We start from the raw sequence: 20139 nt of genomic DNA on the forward strand, positions 1-20139 counted from the left end.
TTATAACTTTTATTATTTTCATTTAAATCACATTATATATTTCTATATTTCATTCTAAAAATACATGAGGATGTAACACGTAAAAAAAGCTCTCCGGCCTCCCGGAGAGCTTTTTCTATTGCGCCTCTGTCTGCTTTTTTTCAATCGGTTCATGATTTATACGCTTTTTGATGCTTAGATGATAGTATGCATAACAGAAAATAATGATCGGCACACCGCAGTATAAGCCAATTCTTTGATCCGGAATGAAAATAAGGCTGATCAACACGCAGCCATATAAACAAAATCCGAGAATCGGGACTAGCGGATAAAGCGGCGTTCTGAACTCCAGATCATTCACATTTCCGCCTTCTGCCAGGAAACGTCTGCGAAAGAAAAATTGCGACGCACAAATGGACATCCATGCGACAACTGTGACCATGCCCGAGATTGAGATACACCATAAATACACTGTTTCTGCGGCCATGACACTTGTCAGCAGCGAACAGCCTGAAATGCCTAGCGTAATCAGCAGGGCATTCATCGGCACGCCTTTTTTTGTCAGTCTGGTGAGAAAGGATGGACCCATTTGATTTGATGAAAGTGACCACATCATACGCGACGCCGCATACAACCCCGAATTAGCAACAGATAAAATGGCTGTTAAGATGACAAAGTTCATGATATCTGCCGAAAATGGGATGCCGATTTGATCGAGTACCGCTACAAATGGGCTTTCAATCACCCCCGCCGTTTTGTACGGAAGGATGGCAACCAAGACGAACATAGCGAGCACAAAGAAAAACAGCGTGCGCCAAATGACATTTCGAATGGACTTTGGCAGTGTTTTTTCCGGGCTTTCACTTTCCCCTGCCGCAATGCCGACAAGCTCCGTTCCCTGGAACGAGAAGTTCACCATGACCAGCGTAAACATAACGGCCAGCACCCCATTAGGGAAAAGTCCTCTATCAGTCATAAAGTTAGACAAAAAGGGTGTCTCCTGTCCGCCTTTAAAGTCAATCAAGCCAAACACAGCGGCTCCGCCAATCACAATAAATAATATGATCGCCGCCACTTTGATGCTTGAAAACCAAAATTCCATTTCTGCAAAGCTTCTGACAGAGAGCGCATTAATCAAAAAGATGACGATGCCGAACACGAGGCACCATATCCAGATCGGAACGGAGGGCAGCCACCTTTGCATCAAAATGCCTGCTGACGTCAGCTCTAACCCCACTGTATTCGCCCAGCTGAACCAATACAGCCAGCCAATCATAAAGCCTGTCGACGGTCCCAGAAATTTAGTGGCGTAGGCCTGAAACGATCCTGCCACCGGCATGGCAACAGCCAATTCTCCTAAACAAAGCATGACGAGATACATTAAAAATCCGCCGATGATATACGCGGCAATGGCGCCGAGCGGTCCCGCCTGGCTAATGGTAAAGCCAGAGCCTAGAAACAGCCCAGTGCCAATCACCCCTCCCAAAGCAATCATAAACAAATGCCTGCTTTTCATGCTGCGCTGCAATTCATTTTTATGATTCTGCATCATCCTTCCCCCTTTGGTTCTTTTGCCGTGATGGTCATCCGGTAGCTTTGCAAAAGGTGAACGGTGGTTTGCTGTATGAGGAGAGGCAATACATGAAATGTGTACGGTTTATAGACTCGTTCTGTCCATTTATGGCCGTCTTTTCCGTACACACCCATATTAATGGATGGAATATTCAGCTTGCGTATAGCTTTGAACGGAATGGTCCCAATCATATTCCACCCAGGAAAGTTCCTGATAAAAGAATCAATTTCGCCATCGGTTTCGTGCAGTGATAAAAAACTGCCGTCTGCCAAGTAGGGGAAAAACTTTTTGAAGACAAATGTTTCGCCTGTCGATTCAGCGGTTTTGTCAGCCGCTTCTTTAATCACATGCTGCAAAAGCTGATCTCTTGCGCTATCTTCTTTCAAATAGTTATGCGGCAGGTAAGGAGGTGCGTAAAATAGAATGACTTTTGCGCCTTGATCGGGGTCAAGCTTTTGAAGCTCTTCGATTGCCTGAAAGCATCTCATGCGAAGTTCAAGGTGCTCGTTGGCTTTGAATGTCTGCTCGATACACTGCTCGGGATCTATCCCCCGGTTTCTCAGCTTTTCTAAGTATTGCTCCAGGCTATACACTTGAATGCCCCATGATAAATGTTTCTTTGGCAGGTTGGCTCTTTTTACATATTCTTCATAATAATCTGATAATTTTTGTTCTGTCTCCTGGCATGCTTCCTCAGTGACTTCAATAAGCAAATCCATCATTTCTTTTGCTGTTCTTTCATAAATAAAACAATTGAAATACAAGCTGGTGCTGACAGCCGTTTGCACATTATAGGATTCCTTGTTATCACGCTGATACAAACAGGATGGGGGCAGAACCAACTCCCCTTCAACCTTTTCTGCCAGATGGATGTTATTGTGGAGACGGCTTGTGATTTCAGATGAAATGAAATTCGGGTCAATCCCTGCCAGTGTATCGCCAACATGGACTTCCCGCCCGTAAATGTAAAAGCAAGGCAGCAGTTTTCCCGCGGCTCCGGTATAGATATATCTTGTCTGATCACCATCGTAAAGCGGGGTAATAAAATCCGTATTAATAGCAGCCAAATAGTGAAGCTGTTTTTCTTTTTTTAACCGGTTCAGCTCTGAAATGCTGGCGAGAATGCCCGAATGCTGGCTCTCCTCATCGGGATTGGCCATAAACAATACATTTCCCGGCAACGTCTCAAGGTTCTCCGAAAAATGCAGGAGATTGGCTAAATGCACGGCGATGCCGCTTTGCATATCAACAGATCCTCTTCCGAACATCCAATCGCCTGATTTGGCATCCCGCTGAACATCCTGATCGAACTCATAGCGGCTGAAATACTCGGCCAATTTCTCACAATCAAAAGCGATATCCTTTAAAGGGCCGAAATCTTCAATTCCAACTGTATCCAGATGGGCATGGTAAATGACTGTATTTCGGCTTTCTCCATGTCCTTTAATAAACGCAAAAATATTTTTGCGATTGTATGGGTCATTGGGAATGGCCTGTTCCCACACATGACTGGGGTTTTCCTGAAAATAAGGATAGCTCGTGATCACTTCTTTGATGAAATCTGCTTTTGTCCCTTCTCCAACGGTGCCGTTCACACTGCTGAGGCTGACCAGAGATGCTGTCAGCGCCTCCACTCTTTCAGCCGGATTCATGTGACTGATTTTTGTATACTGCATAAATTGTCCTCCTGATCAAAAAGTTGAAATCGTGCGATCCGCTAAAGAATCGCACGATTTTATTTCTCTCAAATCAAAAAGCTTCGGACGTTGTTTTGGCTTGCATATGAAGAATTAAGTAATCGGGACCGCCTGCTTTTGAGTCTGTTCCTGACATATTAAAACCGCCGAACGGCTGATAGCCGACAATTGCTCCGGTACATCCTCTGTTAAAATATAGGTTTCCGACATGGAAATCCTCGCGCGCCCGTTCAATGTGCGCACGGTTTTTCGTCAGAAGCGCACCTGTTAATCCGTATTCCGTGTTATTGGCAATCTCCAGCATATGATCGAAATCACGCGCTTTGCAAATCGCAACAATTGGGCCGAAAATTTCTTCCTGCATCAAGCGGGCGTTTTCATCAACATCTGCAAAGATCGTCGGCTGAATAAAGTAGCCTTTTGAATCATCGCCTTCTCCGCCGGCCAATAGCTTGCCTTCAGATTTGCCGATTTCAATGTATTTCATCACTTTGTTGTAGGATGCTTCATGAATCACGGGACCCATATACGTATCAGGATCTTCTGGATTGCCGACAGTCAGCGTTTTGGTCAGCGCCACAGCTTTTTCCACCACATCATCATACACATCCTGATGGATGACCGCGCGGGAGCCCGCAGAACACTTCTGTCCTGAATATCCAAATGCTGAGTACACGATAGAGGATGCAGCAAGGTCAAGATCAGCGTCCTTGTCGACAAGCACTGTGTCTTTTCCGCCCATCTCAGCAATTACCCGTTTGAGCCATTTTTGGCCCGGCTGCACTTTGGCGGCTCGCTCATAAATCCGGCAGCCGACTGCACGGGAACCTGTAAATGAGACAAACCGTGTTTTCGGATGCTCAACTAAGAAGTCACCGATCTCCGCTCCATCTCCCGGAATGTAATTCAGAACGCCGTTTGGCAGACCCGCTTCCTCCATGACCTCGACAAATTTTGCTGCCACTACCGGGGCTGCGTCAGCCGGTTTTAAGAGAATCGTATTTCCTGTCACAATCGCTGCCGCCGCTGTTCCCGCCATAATCGCGAGCGGGAAGTTAAATGGAGAAATGACGATGCCGACACCAAGCGCTTCGTAATGATATTGATTGAACTCGCCAGCACGGCTCTTCACCGGAGCCCCTTCCTTGAGCTTTAACATTTGGCGCGCGTAGAACTCTAAAAAGTCTATCGCTTCAGCCGTGTCCGCATCCGCTTCCTTCCACGGTTTTCCCGCTTCCTTCACAAGATAGCTTGAAAATTCATGCTTTCTTCTGCGCAAAATAGCCGCTGCCTTAAAGAGAATATTCGCGCGGTGCTCCGGTCTTTGCTTTTTCCAGGAATCAAATGCCTGCAATGCGGCTTGCATCGCTTTTTCAGCAAGCTCTTGATCCGCTGTAGACGCGTACCCAATGATCTCTTCTTTATTTGCCGGGTTAATGGAAATGATTTTGCGGTCCGTTTCAATTTTTTCTCCATTTATGACAAGCGGATAATGCTTGCCGAGCTGAGTGTTTACAAAGGCCAATGACTCCCCAAATGCAGTTTTATTCTTTGCTTCCGTAAAATCGGTAAATGGTTCGTGCGCGTATGTGACTGTCATATGTAGTCCCCCTCGTGTTATGAAATATATCTTCGCATATGAATAAAAATGCAAGAATCATGCCATTTTCTTGTCTTTTGCTGAAAAAACTTGTTGAATCGAACAGAAATTTGTCTAACAGGTGATCACCTTTCTCTTTTTCCGATCTTGAACGCAAATTTATTTTGCGATTTTTGCTCTTTACGCAAAAAACAAATGCAAAATTATTTTGCGGAGGCTTCTCAAATTAGACCCATCCGCGGAATCGCGATGCTTCTGCCGATTTTCTGATGCCCGTCATGTAAGCCGCCAAACGCATATCCACTTTATGTGTTGCCGCTGTCTGATAAATTGTTTCGAACGAGCTGACCATGACGTTTCTCAGTTTTTCAGCAACCTCTTCTTCTGACCAATAATATCCTTGGTTGTTTTGCACCCATTCAAAATAAGAAACCGTGACGCCGCCGGCACTCGCCAGGATATCCGGCACAAGCAGCACGCCTCTTTCATTCAGGATCTTAGTGGCATCAATGGTTGTCGGTCCGTTCGCCGCTTCAACGACGATTGACGCCTGAATGTTATGTGCGTTTTTGGCTGTGATTTGATTGGAGATCGCGGCAGGCACTAAAATATCGCAATCCTTTTCAAGCAGCTCCTCATTTGTGATGACGTCAGTAAATAAATTGGTGACCATACCGAAGCTGTCCCGTTTATCGAGCAAATAAGGGATATCAAGGCCGTCCGGATTGTAGAGCCCGCCATTGGCATCAGAAATCCCAATCACCTTCGCGCCCGCATCGTGCATGAATTTGGCCAGGAAGCTACCCGCGTTTCCAAAGCCCTGTATGATGATGCGCGCGTTTTGCAGCTTGATCCCTTTTTTCTTCACCGCCTCTTCAATACAAATCGTGACGCCCTGTGCAGTCGCCGTTTCCCGTCCTTGCGATCCTCCCAAAACAAGCGGTTTACCTGTAATAAAGCCCGGAGAATCGAATTCCCGCAGCCGGCTGTACTCATCCATCATCCACGCCATAATCTGCGAATTGGTGTACACATCGGGAGCTGGAATATCCTTTGTCGGACCGACGATCTGGCTGATGGCACGGACATACCCCCTGCTCAGCCTTTCCAGTTCTCCAAATGACATTGTCCGCGGATCACAAATAATACCGCCCTTCCCGCCGCCGTAAGGAAGATTGGCAATCCCGCATTTGAGCGTCATCCAAATGGATAATGCCTTTACTTCCTCTTCATTAACTTCTGGATGGAAGCGAACGCCCCCCTTTGTCGGACCGACAGCATCATTGTGCTGTGACCGGTAGCCTGTGAACACTTTGACGCTCCCATTGTCCATTTTGACCGGAATGCGGACAGTGAGCATTCTCTGCGGCTCTTTCATGAGTTCATACATATCTCCCGGATAACCCAGCTTCCGAAGGGCTTCCTTAATGATTGTTTGGGTAGACAGAAATAAGTTAAGAGCTTCTTTTTCTTCATCTTTCGAGACTTGCTTTGCTGACATCTTTTTCACCTCATTGTTTTTTTGGCCGGCTTTAATGTAAGCGCTTTAAAAAATCAGCCCGCCAATTCCTTTCTGCATCGGATTCACCCTTATCATCATGCAAGATCCGTACCAGCTTTTGAATCCACAAAAAAAAGAGACTGAAAACATCTCAGTCTCTGACTACAAATCTATCGATTAACGGGGATCAATCACCAGCTGCGTTTCAGCATAAAAACTGCCGATTCCCAAACCGTTTACTACATCGCCTTTAATCGTGTAAGTGCCTGCGCGAGGAAGCGTTTTGCGCACCATGACGAGGTCAAATTCGGATGCGCCTAACAAATCAAGCGTAAGCGGGAGTCTGACTGTTTTTCCATCGTTTAAAATCTGTGTTTCTTTCAGTGTTCTTCCATTCACTGAATCTCTTGTCGTAGCATGAAACCCGTCAGGAAATTGAAATTCTACCGCTCCGAGAGAAAGCACCGCATTTGGTTTATATGTCACTTCAATATCAGAAGTGGTCCACTCTTTCGTGCTGTTAATTGTTTTTGCCTCGATTGATGCAGACTGTGCATGAGCTTGGCCCGAAGGAAGTAAGATTGATAGTAAAACAGCTGAACTGATGAATAATGAAGATACGAATGAAGTTCTTTTTAGCATGACATTTCCCCCTAATTGATTGTTGAAATTTGGCCAGAGCGTCCTCTGCAGAAAAAGCGCTTTTTCATAATTCGCGAATTACCAGTTCTTTTTCTTAAAAATTAATCTATCATCATTTTCCATGGAAGTAAATGTTTTTTAAGGAATATTAACACTTGGAATTCAATGAGAATTCCTTCCTGTTTATACAAGGTTCAAATGGACGATTTCTCTCTCTTTTTCTAGTAACATCTGCCCGACATTTTCTACCTTTTATCCTATTTTAAAAAAGGGCAAAAAAAGTCGAAGATGCCTCTGCTCTTCGATTGATCACCTTCCTATTTTTATCTGAATTCAGTGTTCCAGTTAAAACCGATCGTCTCATCATTCCACGGAATTCTTTTTTCATCAGGCTGATCCGGGTTATACGACATGGTGGTAAAATAGATAATTGTCAGCGGCGTCTCTCCCAGCACTCTATATCCGTGAGCCACCCCTTTTGGGATTAATAACAGCATCGGGTTGTCTTCGCCCATATAATAGACGTCCGTTTCTCCTTTTGTCTTTGAATCCTCTCGAAGATCGTATAGGACAACCTGAGCGTGGCCGGTTGGGAAGAACCAGAGATCATCCTGCTTCTCATGATAATGAAATGCCTTAATCACACCCGGATAGCTTTTCGACCAAGAGGCCTGCCCAAAATGCTCAAGGAGATTCTCATCGTCCCGGACCAGCTCAGCAAAAAAGCCTCTGTCATCGCTATGCTTCATCAATTTTTTCACCTTGACTCCATCAATCACACGCACTGCTCCTTTCCTGCAAATACTCTCGTAACGCTTCCCGCCAGTGGCGGGGGCGGATGCCGGCTTCTTCAATAGCCCGATGGCTCAGCACAGAGTATGCCGGGCGGGGCGTTTTGTTCCCGTATTCCTCTGTCGTTACAGGCAAAATGGCTGTTTCCAGCCCGCTTTCTTCCATAATTGCCGTCGCAAACTCATACCAGCTGCATATGCCTGAATTGCTGACATGATAGATGCCCGGCGGATGGCTGAACAGCTTGATGACCGCTTCTGCTAAATCCTTCGTATAAGTCGGCGAACCAATTTGATCGCTGACAACCCGAAGCTCTTGTTTCGTTTCAGCAAGCTTCAGCATGGTTTCAACGAAATTACTGCCGCCATGTCCGTACACCCACGATGTTCTGATGATCGTGCTGTCTTTTGTCGTTAATCGTATCAGTTCTTCTCCGAGCCTTTTGCTTTTGCCATAAATGGTTTTTGGATCGAGGGGATCGTCTTCCCTATATGGCTGGGTTCCTTTCCCATTGAATACATAGTCCGTGCTGATATGAACATATTGAGCTCCGATGCGGGTTGACTCAAGCGCTGTATAATAAGCGCCGATTCCGTTAATCAAGTACGCTTTATCAAGCTCTTTCTCGCATTGATCAACCGACGTAAACGCGGCGCTATTGACCACGATATCCGGCTGATAATGGCCAAACGAATGCCGTACTGAGCGCTGGTCAGCAATGTTCATCATCTTCTTTGTTAACGCAATGACCTCATATCCGGCTTGCTTCAGCTGGCGGCATAGTTCCAAGCCAAGCTGTCCTCCCGCCCCAGTTACCAATACCTTTGTCAATCAGATCACCTTCTCATCGGTCATTGTCTGTATACCACTGAATCGTACGCGCAATGCCTTCTTCAAACGTCACTTCCTGCCGCCAGCCCAGTTCATTTTTCAGCTTTGATGCATTGATCGCATAGCGCCGGTCATGCCCTTTTCGGTCTTCCACGTGGGCGAACAATTCCTCACAGCCCAGATGTTTCAAAATGACACTCGCCAGCTCTTTATTCGTGCGTTCATTTCCGCCGCCGATGTTATACACCTCGCCGTCGTTTCCTTTTTCTAAAATCAGTTTGATTGCGCGGCAATGATCCTCCGCAAACAGCCAGTCTCGGATCTGGAGTCCATCGCCATACAGCGGAACAGGTAGGCCCTGCTTCGCATGACGGATAATCGTCGGAATCATTTTTTCGCTGTGCTGATAAGGTCCGTAATTGTTGCTGCATCGTGTAATGATGGCCGGAAGCTTGTGGGTTTTCACATAAGACAACACGAGCAAATCTGAGCTTGCTTTGCTGGCTGAGTATGGGTTATTAGGAGAAAGCGGCGTCGTTTCTGTAAACGCGGGATCATCCGCTTTTAAATCCCCGTACACCTCATCTGTTGAAATATGAATCAGCTTCTTGGCTTTTCCTTTCAAGACCGCTTCCGCCAATCGGTATGTCCCCATGACATTTGTGGTGATAAACGGCTCCGCTTGGGAAATGCTTCTGTCCACATGCGATTCTGCTGCGAAGTGAATGACGCCGTCGTAGGTCTCGTCAAACGCCCGGTCGATATCCTCCTGAACGCTGATGTCCCCTTTTACAAAGCGAAAACGGCTGTTTTGCTGTAATTTTTCCATTTCCTCCGGGTGGCTGGCGTACGTCAGTTTATCTAAAACGGTAATGCGCGCATCCGTTTCCCTCAGCATGAGCTTTGTAAACGTGAGCCCGATGAAGCCGGCCCCGCCTGTAATTAAATATGATTTTGCCATCACTTTTCGTCCTGTCCTTTCCGTAGAGCCTGGTGTACAAGCTGGGAAGCGAGATAAAGCGATTCGTGAGTTCCGGCATCTACCCACCAGCCTGATAACACATCATACGTAAGCTGGCTGTTTTCGATGTATAGATTATTCACATCGGTGATTTCCAGCTCGCCGCGCTTTGATGGTGATATTTGTTCAATATATGAAAACACCTCTGCATCATACATATAAATGCCGGTAACACAAAGGTTGGTCGGTGGCTGTTCGGGCTTTTCGATGATGGAACGAATCCGCTTGTTTTTCTCATCAATCTCAGCAATCCCGAAACGTTCCGGGTCATCAACTTCTTTCAGAAGCACTTTTGCTCCTTTCCCCTGCTGTTCAAAGCGTTCTGTATAAGGCTTTAATGAATCTTCAAATATATTATCACCTAATAATAAAATGAAAGACTCTTTTTTCGTAAAGCGCTTTGCATAAGACAGCCCATCCGAAATGCCCGATGCTGCCGGCTGTACTTGATAAGTGATAGTAACGCCAAGCTCTTCCCCGTTCCCAAGCAGTTTGTAAAATTGCGGCATATGCTCCTTTTGGCTGATGAGTAAAATGTCTTTTATTCCGGCTTCCTCCAGCTTCATAATCGACCAGTATATCATCGGATACGGGCCTACAGGAAGCAAATGCTTGTTGACGGCTTTCGTTAAGGGCATAAGGCGTGAGCCGTTTCCTCCGGCTAAAATAACACCTTTCACATTAACACTTCCTTACATGCATTTTTATATCTCTTGTTCATATAAATCTTGAAGAATAGCTGTTACCCGCATAATGCCTTTGCCATCCACGAGCGGCCTTCCTCCCTTGTGCAAAGAAAGGCGAAGAGGATAGCTGCTCATAATGCGTGACATCTGATAGATGAGTGTTTCATCCGGTACAAGCTCACCCAATCCAAGATCAAGAGCGGCGCCTTGGTCAGCAAATGTTTTGGCTGTAGCCGTTTGATGCTCAACCTGAGAAAGAACAAGGCACGGCACGCCGATGCAAATGGCTTCATATAGAGAGATGCCGCCGGCGACAATGGCTGCGTCCGCTTGTTTCATCAAACCTGCCATATCATTTGTCTGTTCGATCATCTTGTACTGCGGCTTCTTTTCGATCCGCCTTCGGACTGCCTCTTGATGCGGTGAAGCGCTCCCCATTACAAACATCATGTTTTTGTCTTTTATGTCGGGGACTTGATCAGCGGCAGCCAGCACTTTAAAAATAAGCTGCTTCGGATCACTTCCTCCTAATGCAACAAGGATATTGCGGCAGTCTTTCTTAAGTGTGTAATCCTCTCTTGCGGCCTGAAAGGCGGGGTGAAGAATAAGATAGTCCGGACCTTCATAGATGCGTGTGTTTCCCTGAACGTACACCCTGCTTCTGATGTGACCGTAAATTCCGTTAATGACTGCGTCACTATATTGAATCGATTTACCGTTTTTCTCTTCAAAAAGAACAATTTTCGCATCTGTCTCCGTCTTTATTTTCTTTAACAGCTCTGCAGGCGCGCCTAGAATATCAAACAAAAGCAAATCAAGCTTCTTGCTTTTTATTTCCCGGAGAATAAATTCGTGCTGCTGCAGCTCCGGCTTTACGATGACACGCCAATGCTCTTCATGAAGAAACGCTTCAGACTCCTGATTCGTATAAAACGTAATCAAGCATCGCTGTTTGAGCCCCTCCGCAAGTCTCTTCATCCGGACAACATGGCCCATTCCCTTTTCATAGCCGCCGTCTGCGAAGATCCCAACACGCATGGCTATTCAGCCTCTCGTTCGATTGCCGCATCGGGATTCCGGTTCAGAAGGGTGATAAGCTCTGAGGCGGATACATCGGGGCGCTCGCCTGCTTTTTGATAGAGGGCCTTTATTGATTCATAGTCTTCCTTTGTATCAATGGTCAGCCGATATCGAGGGGCGCGAAATCGTTCCGGCGCCTCTAAAAACTGCACACGATAAAGAGCTGGATGATTCCTTATATATAACGTGACATGCTCCTGATATTGATCCTCCATATTCTGAATACGGCTGATGTCAATTAACAGGTTGGCGTTGACCACTTCGCCGCAAATCCCTAATGGGGCATTCAGGATATACGTATAATCCGATCCTTGATCAAAATGCGCCTTAATCATTACATCGAGCAGCTCCGGATCGACAAACGGATTATCACCCGTTAACCGGATAATGACTGACGGTTTAACAGCTTCTATGACCTTCACAAACCTATCGAGGACACGTTCTTCGCTCCCGCGGAAAACACGAAAGCCTTGTTTGATACAGTGCGCCTCTAATATGTCGTCAGTTTCTTTGTCAGACGTGGCGATGACAAGATTATCCTGATCCTTTTGGTAAAACGCGCTTTGCCGGACACGGTGAACGAGAATGTCAAGTAAACGATTCGATCCGAGCGGCCGAAGCACTTTTCCCGGAAGCCTTGTTGAACCCATTCTTGCCTGAATGATAAAGAGAATATCATTCATGAAACGGGCTGTCCTTCAGTAAAATGTCATCCCAGACAATGCCTGTGTCGGCCGGAATGTCTCTTACAGCCCGAACACCGCTGGTCAGCAGTTCAAAAAATCTCGGGTGCAGCCCCTGCGGCTTTTGTCCGGGCCGAAGCACTGCGATATTGTCTTCACTAAAGGCTTCACCTTTTTGAATCGGAGCTGTTGTAAAAATGCCTCTGTATGCAAAGTTTCTGATTTCTCCTTCGATGGAGGTTGTTGTTTTGTATGAACTGCCAAGCAGTTTTTCAGAGACCGGCTTTGTGATCCCCTGTTTCAGCTCAGCTTCCGTTTTCCTGATGCCATCGACCATTTCTTTCAATTCATCCGGATTTAATGCAAACGAGTGGTCGGCACCCGGCAGATCTTTATCGATCGTAAAATGCTTTTCTATCAGTTTTGCTCCGAGCCGAACCGCGGCACATGGCGCTTCTGTCGGATGCTCGCTATGATCGGAGAAGCCGATTACTGCCTCAGGAAAAGCGGCGGCAAGCATCGGAATGACGCTGAGGTTGCTGTACTCCGGCGGTGCTGGGTATTTCGCCACACAATGCATTATGGCAATTTGATTGTTTCCCTCTGCCCTGATGGTGCGCCAAGCTTCGTGAACATCAGAGATTTCAGCTCCGGCTGTCGAGAAAATCATCGGCCTGTTCAGCCGGGCGACATATTTGAGCAGCGGGAGATGGTTAATTTCATAGGATGCGATTTTAAAAGCGCTCGGCGAGGTAGACTGAAGCAGATCAGCTGACCCCTCGTCACATACCGTACTTAAAAAGATCACCTGCTTTTCGCGGCAGTAATCCAATAGCGGTAAAATCCACTCAGCAGGCATTTCCATAGATTGAACCAAAGAAAAAATAGAGACGTCCTTGCCCGCTGCCGTCTTGTACAAACCAGGATCTTTCTGGTACATCCTATCAGCTTGGAACATTTGAAATTTCACGGCATCCGCTCCCGCTTCCGCCGCGGCGTCTATCAGCGCAAAAGCCTGATCAAGCTTCCCGTCATGATTAATCCCCGCCTCAGCAATAATAAAAACAGGAGAGTCTTTGCCTACAGTTTTATTCGCGATCTGAAACGCTGCCATTATTTCGCCTCCTTGCCCGGCCAAATATGATAATAGTAATACGATTGTTCAGCGGTAAAGCCCATTCGTTCATAAAGGCGGATCGCCCTTACATTGTGAAGCTGCGTCCCCGCTGTTACCGTTCTATGCTTCTGGGTCTCCGGTTGTTCTATGAGATTCGCCAATAAATGAAACGCAATACGTTTCCCTTCAAATCCCGGCTTTACAGCCATCAAATCGAGAATGCACTCATCATCTCTTGATAAGCCCTGAAGATAGCCGATGACCTCGCCATTGTGTTTAGCGACAATATTGACCGCCGCCCTTCCATTCAGATTGTTTCGTGTCCACTCCTGAAATATTTTGTTTGCTGCATCGCGGCTGAGATGAGGATCCTGAAAATATCTGCTTTTTGTAAACGAGTCTCGGGCCAGCTCACATATCGCTTCTGTGTCTCCGGGCTCAGGTGGGCCCAGTTCAAAAAATGGCGGTGTTTTGTCATAAAAAGACGGAGGCATCGCCAGCTTCAGCAAACTCCCGACAAAGTAAGAGGATGGCTGCTGCTGTATCACATGCGCGGCTCCGATGTCTTCAGCCGGAACGCGGACAAAGATAAAATCCGTTTCATCCATTTGGCGTACAGTATAAAAAGCTTCAAACAGCCTCATTAGCTGCCCGGTACTATTTGCGGCAAGAAGTTTGACGTTCATGACTTTCTTCTGAAGCACCTTGCTTTCCCACAAAGAATCTTCGTAAAGCAATACGCCTTGGAGCCTGCTGTTTTCAAAAAGGCCGAGGGAAAATTGATACGGAACATCCAGTGTAAGCTTTCTGCTTTGGAGAAATTCCTCAATCGCCTCTTTGGAAACATTTTCTTTTACCGTATACACTTAATCAGCCCCTTTTACGATATCCCGCACAGCTTCAATGACATCATCTACATCGTCGTCAGACATTGATGGATAGAGCGGGAGAGAAAGGGTTCGTTTATAGTAATTCATGGCATTCGGAAAGTCCGCTTCCTTATATCCAAATTGCTTTTGATAATACGGATGAATGTGTACTGGAATAAAATGAACGCTAGTGCCGATATTGTATTCATCCTTTAAAGCCGTAATCATTTCGCTGCGCGTAACTCCGGCCTTTTTTTCATCAACTTGCAGAACATATAGATGCCAGGCGTGCCTGCCGTCATCATGGACAAACGGCGTGATCAGCCCAGGAATCTGCTGAAAAGCGGTTTGATAGCGGCCGGCAATCTCTTCTCTCCGTTTCTGCATATCATCCAGCCGTTTCAGCTGATGAAGTCCGAGGGCCGCCTGCAAATCAAACATATTCATCTTATAGCCGGGCGATTCGACTTCATAGTACCAGCTGCCATTTGAAGAATAACGGTTCCATGCGGCTTTACTCATGCCGTGAAGGCTTAGCACCCGGATCTTATCGGCAAGCTCCTCATCATCAGTCGTCAGCATGCCGCCTTCCCCTGTCGCGAGGTTTTTGGTGGCGTAAAAGCTGAATGCCGTTGCATCCCCGATAGAACCGATCATTCTTTGCTTATAAGTCGTATATACCGCATGTGCCGCATCCTCCAGCACGAATAAACCATGATTTTGGGCAATAGCCAATATTGCATCCATATCGCAGGACTGCCCGCCAAAGTGGACGGGCACAACTGCTTTCGTTCGCGGTGTGACGGCCGCCTCAAGCTTTACCAGGTCAATATTGAGCGTGTTTTGGTCAATATCCGCAAACACAGGCGTCGCTCCCGTATGAATAATCGTATTGGCGGTCGAGCTGAACGTAAGCGGAGAGGTAATGACCTCGTCCCCGGGCCCGATCCCTTTTGCTTTCAAAGCCAAAAATAAAGCTGCGGTACATGAATTCACCGCCACGGCGTGCTTCGCCCCGACAAACGCGGCAAACTCTTTTTCAAACTGCTGAACCTTCGGGCCTTTAGAGAGCCATCCCGATTCAAGCGTTTCTGTAACCTCCTGAATTTCTTCCTTACCGATTAACGGCAATGAGTAAGGGAGAAAATGATTTCTCTTTTGCACCATTTCTTTGCGCTCCTATCATTTTATTCAGTATCTTCCCGCCTGTAATCAACCCCTGTTTTGGCTTTCAGTTCCGCAAATAAAGCATTTGTTGATTCTGCCACCGGATAATTAGCCGCTATGAATGCCAGGCGCGCCTCTTCTGCTTTTTGATGCACGTCGGGACTTCGAAGAACTTCAACCAAGGTGTGCGCCAGTTCATCCGGCTGGTCAAACATAAAATCGCCAAGAGACTCATAATACGGATACGAGCGATTTCCGGACGATTTTCCGATCAGCACAGGCTTTTGAAACAGCATGGCTTCAAGACCGACTGTCGAGGTTTGCGTCACTGCGGCATCAACATACGGCAGCAAATCATAAAGCTCCAGCTCCTTTTTGATGACTCTGCATGCTTGATGTTTTTTCGCCGCCTCGTGATACAGATCAAGCTTGTTTTTTCCGATTTCCCACGGGTGGGGTTTGATAATGATTTGCAGCTGCTTCTGATCAGAAAGCCCCTGCAGCACACCGGAATAAAAGTCTTCTGAAAAGGGCTGAGTGGCAATGAGCACAATTTTTTTAGTCGGCTGAAAAGCAAGTTTTCGATAGAATATGGACATATCCATAGGCGTTCTGTTAAAAATCTGATCGAACCGGGGATGTCCCGTTACGAGAATCTGCTCGGGTTTACAGCCTTTTCGTATGAACCACTCTGCTTCATACGCACCAAAAACAGCTTGATAGGTTGTAAAAACAGGAATGAAGGCTTCATCTCCCATCAATGCGCCATGCTGAAGACAAATGCTGACGGCCCCTTTTCTTTGACACATGAGAGCGAGCACCCTGCTGTAAATGTCTTCTGCCGTTCCGACAATAACAGCTGAAATCTTTTCCTGTTCAAACAGCGCATCAACTGTATCAATGGCCTCTATAAATAAAGGAATATCTTTGAAAAGCCGGTCGCGAAACGCTTGATCACCAAATGCCGGGTGATCATCATAAGGGGCGAGAAGCGAACAGGCTGTTTCGAGATACTGCTTCGAATCGCCTTTTTGGCATGAATCCGCTATCTCCCGCTTGCTAATTACAGGCAGATCACAATAATGCGGCAAACTCCATCTGGCCAAAACAGCCGTTTTTTCAGGATCAAATTGATAGTAATTTCCGTTTGAAAAACGCAGGTAATCAAAGTGCAAAATGACTTTCCCTTTAACAGGTTTGTCATTTGTTTTAACGATTTTTTGGATTCTTTCTTCAAAAAACGGCTGAATCTGTCCCTCATCGATATGCTGATCCACCGATCCGAATAATTCCGGTTCTTCTTCCATCATCACCCTCAGCTCAGGGCTGATGTATTGATAAAAATTACTGATAAGCCCAAGCGGAATCCCTTTGTAGCGAAGTTTGTCAAAAAGCTCCACGTACTTCCGGTACAGCACCCAATAATTGCTTAAATAGGCCGACAAGCTCTCACCCCATTCCAAGCTTTTTTAATGATTCACGCAGCTCTCGGCAATTTCGCTGCGGAGGAAGGTTCCTGACAAATTCATTTTTTTCTGATTCAAACAGCTGAAAGTGAATCGATTGGTCGGTAATATAATTCAGGTCCAGCTCCTCATCCAGTGGGTAAAACGGATAAAAATGATTGACTCTCCAAAAGAACCGGGCATCTCCTATACGGTAAAACGCCGGGCTTTCATCCCAATAGGAGCCAAACTTCTCCTTTACCTTCTCAAGCACCGAATACCTGTGCATCACCGAGCAATGATCAATTGCGCACGGCGCGTTCCATGTCACTTGAGCGGCAGGCCTGACAGTTTCTTTTACAATGTCGCGATTCTCGTTTAAATGATAGGTTTTGGAGGCTGAGTAAATCACAGCCTTTTCAGAATGGGTATCGAGCTCCCGCACCATTTTCAGGAGGCGGTCCGGCATATAGATGTTGTCATCCGTCGCATAGGTGATATATTCACCCTCCGCCATCTCAATCGCCTGATTGATCAGTGCCGCGTATCTCGTTTTTTCTGTTCTTTCCTTCACTCCAGATACATCGCTTTGATAAAAACGCACTCGGTTATCATTCAAAAAAGGACGGATTACATTCAGCGTCTCTTCATTGGAGTTGTCATCCATAATAAACAATTCAAAATCTGAAAACGTTTGTGAGAGTATGCTAGAAATGGACTTTGCCACATAATCGCTTTTGTTATAGCTCGTCATAATGACTGATACTTTCGGCAAATCCTACACCTCCTTCTTGGAACTTCACACCTGAAACTATCGTTATCTTATGTTGCTTATGCTCAAGTTGCGCTAGGGATACAAACCAATATGCGAAAAGTTTGTGTATGTCTATGAAAAACAGCGGCTGCCCATAGCGAAATCTGATTCGTCCGCTGTTCTTTTTCAGCATAATCCAAGCATCAGCCTCATAAGGTGAAAGAGATAAAAATCGCACTAGCGACTATGATCGTTTTCCATCGGAGGTGAGTCATCGCGGAGCGTTCACCTATACATCCAGAACATGTTGAATGGTTTTCATAAAAAGGAGGAACGATATGAAACCGAAAAAAAATCAATATCAGCAAATGCAGGGATTTGATAATATGCAGGGGTATCAGCCTCAGTTTGGCGCCAACCCGTACCCGCAGCAAGGCCAAGGCTCACAAATGCAGACAATGGGGATGCAGCCAATGATGCCAATGCAGCAGGGGCAGCAAGGACAACAAGGACAGCAGGGATTTGGATTCCCGGGCCAGCAGCAGGGCGGCGGTTTTCAAATCCCATCGGGGCCTACACCGTCAGGACCGGGCCAAAGCGTTCCCGGCATGCTGCCTGTTGAGGAATCTTACATCGAGAATATTTTGCGCCTGAATCGGGGGAAAACGGCCACCATTTATATGACATTTGAAAACAGCAAGGAATGGGGCTCGAAGATTTTTCGCGGCGTCATCGAAGCTGCGGGCCGGGATCATATTATTATCAGCGACCCAAAATCAGGAACACGCTACCTGCTCCTGACAATCTACCTCGATTACATTACATTTGATGAAGAAATTGCTTATACGTATCCATATTCCATGGCGTCCTATTCGCCAAGATAAGAAAAAAGCCAATCACTCATATGATGAGGATTGGCTTTTTTGTTTATAGATATTTGACGGCTGCGACAACGATCATAATCCAAGAAATAATAAACGCCACACCGCCGAGCGGGGTGATCGCTCCAAGAATGGAGATTTGCGTCACACTTAGAATATATAAGCTTCCGGAAAACAGCACAATTCCCGCAAACATCAGCCAGCCGGCTGTCGTGACACTGCCTATGCCGGATAATTTATCAGCCAGAAACGCGACAACGAAAAGCCCAAGGGCGTGATACATATGATACTGCACGCCTGTGTGCCAAACCTGAAGATATTTATCAGGTATTTTCCCTTCTAATCCGTGAGCGCCGAATGCTCCGAGTCCCACGGCAAGCAGGGCGTTAATGGCCCCTAATATGATAAAAACTTTCATCTATCTCTCCCGCCTTTTCGTTAAACTCATATCATTTATCTTATCGCACCTGCACCAAAATTCAATGTTTGTTCTCCGTTGACACGAGATTGTCGGATTTTCTCCTGCGCCAAAGCTGGAACTGGTCAGCTGCTATTGCAGCAAGCGTCCCTAATACGAGCCCGTTGCTTAATAGAGAAATAAATACCGGATGCAATCCCTTTAACGCAGTTTCAGGAACAAACATGATACCGACCCCTGTCAGCAGTGAGATACCGATGATAGACCTCACCCTTTTTGATTCTTCTTTCTCATACGAATCAAATTCGGCAAAGGCCAGACCGCCCATTGCGGAGAACACAACAAAATTCACCGCAAATCCAACGGGTGACGGCAGGCTCGCAAACGTATTCATAAAAAACGGGATTACGCTGATCACGATAACCAGAATACTGCCGAGCATAAACGGTTTTTTAGAAGGCATTTTGGTCGTTTCAATAAAACCCGCGGCTCCCGAAATCGGAACAGGCGCAATAGCTCCCGTCAAACCGCTAAGCAGATGGCTGAATGAAGCGGCAAAACCGGCATGGCGTTCATGATGCTTTCCATCAGGCTGTTTGCTGAATTTTTTCACGGCGATGTCCACGACCTTCATGCTCGCCAGCATATTCACGATCAGCAAGATGGTAATAAAAATAGAAGTGGTGATCAGGCCGCTGTTAAATAACGGGGTCCCAAAAGGAAACAGGGAAGGCAGCTGAAACAGCCGGTCCGGCATTTCAATCGGCTTTGCGGCTCCGGCAGCCGCAAACAGCACCCACCCGCCGAACAAGGCTAATAAAATAGAATATTGCTTAAAAAACATGATGTTCGAATTTGTCATTATAAAAGCGGCAGCGATCACAACAAGCGCCAGGCCAAATACAAGACCGTCCACCCCGTCCTGTCGATAACCGATTCCGAGAATTCCTTTTATAATGGGCTGACTCAGCTGCATGACAAGAAGCAATAAATAGACGCCCGTTACAACCGGAGTAAACAATTTTGCAAGTCTGTCAATGACCTTGAAAACACTTAACAAAAAGAAACATACAGCGCTTACAAGAAGAGCTCCCTGCAAACCCCGCAGTGTGTCTCCATATGTCGCAAACACAGTTCCCGTCAGCCCTGCGTAGATCGTATACACTCCCCACCACAAGCCGGCTGGGCTTTCATTAATCGGCAGTCTGTGGCCTTTCAAACACTGAATGACGGCGGCAATTCCCAGTACAAAAAAAGTGCTTTGAATCAATCTTGCAGAATCTGAGTGATCCAGATGAAACGACTGGGCAACCGCCACCGGAACAACTATCGCCGCAGCAATGATAAACGCTGTCCATTGCAGCGCGCCAAGAACCAATTTCACGTAAGCTCAACCTCTCTCT

General features: G+C 46.4%; 19 protein-coding genes. 1 reads left to right on the forward strand and 18 read right to left on the reverse strand.

All coding sequences use genetic code 11. The annotated features are described in order from the left end of the window. Nucleotides 1–115: 115 nt before the first annotated feature. The 16 genes from NST79_RS19715 to spsA all read right to left on the reverse strand — a co-directional run bounded on the left by NST79_RS19715 (nt 116) and on the right by spsA (nt 17458). Nucleotides 116–1528 (reverse strand): amino acid permease, encoded by a 1413-nt coding sequence (locus tag NST79_RS19715; protein WP_015250969.1) that lies wholly within the window; start codon nt 1526–1528, stop codon nt 116–118. Continuing rightward, nucleotides 1528–3228, reverse strand: coding sequence for a M20/M25/M40 family metallo-hydrolase (locus NST79_RS19720; RefSeq protein ID WP_212060265.1), 1701 nt, complete (start codon nt 3226–3228; stop codon nt 1528–1530). The genes NST79_RS19715 and NST79_RS19720 overlap by 1 nt, the downstream gene beginning before the upstream one ends. A 73-nt stretch (nt 3229–3301) precedes the next feature. After that, on the reverse strand, nt 3302–4849 hold the full coding sequence (gene pruA, locus NST79_RS19725) for an L-glutamate gamma-semialdehyde dehydrogenase (protein ID WP_212060263.1): 1548 nt from the start codon (nt 4847–4849) through the stop codon (nt 3302–3304). Between the two features lie 226 nt (nt 4850–5075). Further along, nucleotides 5076–6350 (reverse strand): glutamate dehydrogenase, encoded by a 1275-nt coding sequence (gene rocG / locus NST79_RS19730; RefSeq protein WP_015250966.1) that lies wholly within the window; start codon nt 6348–6350, stop codon nt 5076–5078. A gap of 177 nt (nt 6351–6527) precedes the next feature. Beyond that, nucleotides 6528–6992, reverse strand: a complete 465-nt coding sequence (gene bslB, locus NST79_RS19735; protein ID WP_003227472.1) for a biofilm surface layer hydrophobin BslB — start codon at nt 6990–6992, stop codon at nt 6528–6530. 323 nt (nt 6993–7315) lie between these two features. Then, nucleotides 7316–7771 carry a dTDP-4-dehydrorhamnose 3,5-epimerase family protein gene (locus NST79_RS19740; protein WP_014481242.1) on the reverse strand — a complete coding sequence of 152 codons (456 nt, stop codon included), beginning with the start codon at nt 7769–7771 and terminating at the stop codon, nt 7316–7318. Then, nucleotides 7764–8615, reverse strand: a complete 852-nt coding sequence (gene rfbD, locus NST79_RS19745) for a dTDP-4-dehydrorhamnose reductase (protein WP_015250965.1) — start codon at nt 8613–8615, stop codon at nt 7764–7766. Before rfbD ends, NST79_RS19740 begins: the two co-directional genes overlap by 8 nt. A 13-nt stretch (nt 8616–8628) precedes the next feature. After that, nucleotides 8629–9576: a dTDP-glucose 4,6-dehydratase gene (gene rfbB, locus NST79_RS19750; protein ID WP_015250964.1), complete on the reverse strand. Its 948-nt coding sequence runs from the start codon at nt 9574–9576 to the stop codon at nt 8629–8631. Beyond that, nucleotides 9576–10316, reverse strand: a complete 741-nt coding sequence (locus NST79_RS19755) for a sugar phosphate nucleotidyltransferase (RefSeq protein WP_014478328.1) — start codon at nt 10314–10316, stop codon at nt 9576–9578. Before NST79_RS19755 ends, rfbB begins: the two co-directional genes overlap by 1 nt. Before the next feature lie 24 nt (nt 10317–10340). Next, a complete protein-coding gene (locus NST79_RS19760; RefSeq protein WP_212060261.1) occupies nt 10341–11360 on the reverse strand; it encodes a PseG/SpsG family protein in 1020 nt (339 codons plus the stop codon). Nucleotides 11361–11362: 2 nt separating this feature from the next. Further along, entirely contained in the window at nt 11363–12085 is a 723-nt protein-coding gene (locus NST79_RS19765) for a spore coat protein (protein ID WP_212060260.1), read from the reverse strand. Continuing rightward, the gene (locus NST79_RS19770) at nt 12078–13199 is read right to left on the reverse strand and encodes an N-acetylneuraminate synthase family protein (protein ID WP_212060258.1); all 1122 of its coding nucleotides are present in this window, start codon (nt 13197–13199) and stop codon (nt 12078–12080) included. Before NST79_RS19770 ends, NST79_RS19765 begins: the two co-directional genes overlap by 8 nt. Further along, nucleotides 13199–14068 (reverse strand): GNAT family N-acetyltransferase, encoded by an 870-nt coding sequence (locus tag NST79_RS19775; RefSeq protein ID WP_181217528.1) that lies wholly within the window; start codon nt 14066–14068, stop codon nt 13199–13201. Before NST79_RS19775 ends, NST79_RS19770 begins: the two co-directional genes overlap by 1 nt. Further along, the gene (locus NST79_RS19780) at nt 14069–15238 is read right to left on the reverse strand and encodes a DegT/DnrJ/EryC1/StrS family aminotransferase (protein WP_181217529.1); all 1170 of its coding nucleotides are present in this window, start codon (nt 15236–15238) and stop codon (nt 14069–14071) included. Nucleotides 15239–15258: 20 nt separating this feature from the next. Then, nucleotides 15259–16683, reverse strand: coding sequence for a CDP-glycerol glycerophosphotransferase family protein (locus tag NST79_RS19785; protein WP_033883411.1), 1425 nt, complete (start codon nt 16681–16683; stop codon nt 15259–15261). 4 nt (nt 16684–16687) lie between these two features. Next, nucleotides 16688–17458, reverse strand: coding sequence for a spore coat dTDP-glycosyltransferase SpsA (gene spsA, locus NST79_RS19790; RefSeq protein WP_101169660.1), 771 nt, complete (start codon nt 17456–17458; stop codon nt 16688–16690). A gap of 317 nt (nt 17459–17775) precedes the next feature. Between spsA and gerQ the strand changes: the two genes are divergently transcribed. Beyond that, a complete protein-coding gene (gene gerQ, locus NST79_RS19795) occupies nt 17776–18321 on the forward strand; it encodes a spore coat protein GerQ (protein ID WP_014478336.1) in 546 nt (181 codons plus the stop codon). A gap of 43 nt (nt 18322–18364) precedes the next feature. On the opposite strand, the gene NST79_RS19800 is transcribed toward gerQ, so the two are convergent. Together NST79_RS19800 and NST79_RS19805 are read right to left on the reverse strand one after the other, a co-directional pair. Beyond that, nucleotides 18365–18736 (reverse strand): DUF423 domain-containing protein, encoded by a 372-nt coding sequence (locus tag NST79_RS19800; RefSeq protein ID WP_003227446.1) that lies wholly within the window; start codon nt 18734–18736, stop codon nt 18365–18367. 61 nt (nt 18737–18797) lie between these two features. Next, a complete protein-coding gene (locus NST79_RS19805) occupies nt 18798–20120 on the reverse strand; it encodes a purine/pyrimidine permease (RefSeq protein WP_153952158.1) in 1323 nt (440 codons plus the stop codon). Between the last annotated feature and the right edge of the window lie 19 nt (nt 20121–20139).

The organism is Bacillus sp. PS196 (assembly GCF_037963555.1).
GTDB lineage: Bacteria > Bacillota > Bacilli > Bacillales > Bacillaceae > Bacillus > Bacillus subtilis.

Bases quoted from the DNA above. Each gene is read 5' to 3' on its own strand.
- NST79_RS19715 (WP_015250969.1), bottom strand. From the start codon at position 1,528: ATGCAGAATCATAAAAATGAATTGCAGCGCAGCATGAAAAGCAGGCAT.
- NST79_RS19720 (WP_212060265.1), bottom strand. From the start codon at position 3,228: ATGCAGTATACAAAAATCAGTCACATGAATCCGGCTGAAAGAGTGGAG.
- pruA (WP_212060263.1), bottom strand. From the start codon at position 4,849: ATGACAGTCACATACGCGCACGAACCATTTACCGATTTTACGGAAGCA.
- rocG (WP_015250966.1), bottom strand. From the start codon at position 6,350: ATGTCAGCAAAGCAAGTCTCGAAAGATGAAGAAAAAGAAGCTCTTAAC.
- bslB (WP_003227472.1), bottom strand. From the start codon at position 6,992: ATGCTAAAAAGAACTTCATTCGTATCTTCATTATTCATCAGTTCAGCT.
- rfbB (WP_015250964.1), bottom strand. From the start codon at position 9,576: ATGGCAAAATCATATTTAATTACAGGCGGGGCCGGCTTCATCGGGCTC.
- NST79_RS19760 (WP_212060261.1), bottom strand. From the start codon at position 11,360: ATGCGTGTTGGGATCTTCGCAGACGGCGGCTATGAAAAGGGAATGGGC.
- NST79_RS19765 (WP_212060260.1), bottom strand. From the start codon at position 12,085: ATGAATGATATTCTCTTTATCATTCAGGCAAGAATGGGTTCAACAAGG.
- NST79_RS19770 (WP_212060258.1), bottom strand. From the start codon at position 13,199: ATGGCAGCGTTTCAGATCGCGAATAAAACTGTAGGCAAAGACTCTCCT.
- NST79_RS19780 (WP_181217529.1), bottom strand. From the start codon at position 15,238: ATGGTGCAAAAGAGAAATCATTTTCTCCCTTACTCATTGCCGTTAATC.
- gerQ (WP_014478336.1), top strand. From the start codon at position 17,776: ATGAAACCGAAAAAAAATCAATATCAGCAAATGCAGGGATTTGATAAT.
- NST79_RS19800 (WP_003227446.1), bottom strand. From the start codon at position 18,736: ATGAAAGTTTTTATCATATTAGGGGCCATTAACGCCCTGCTTGCCGTG.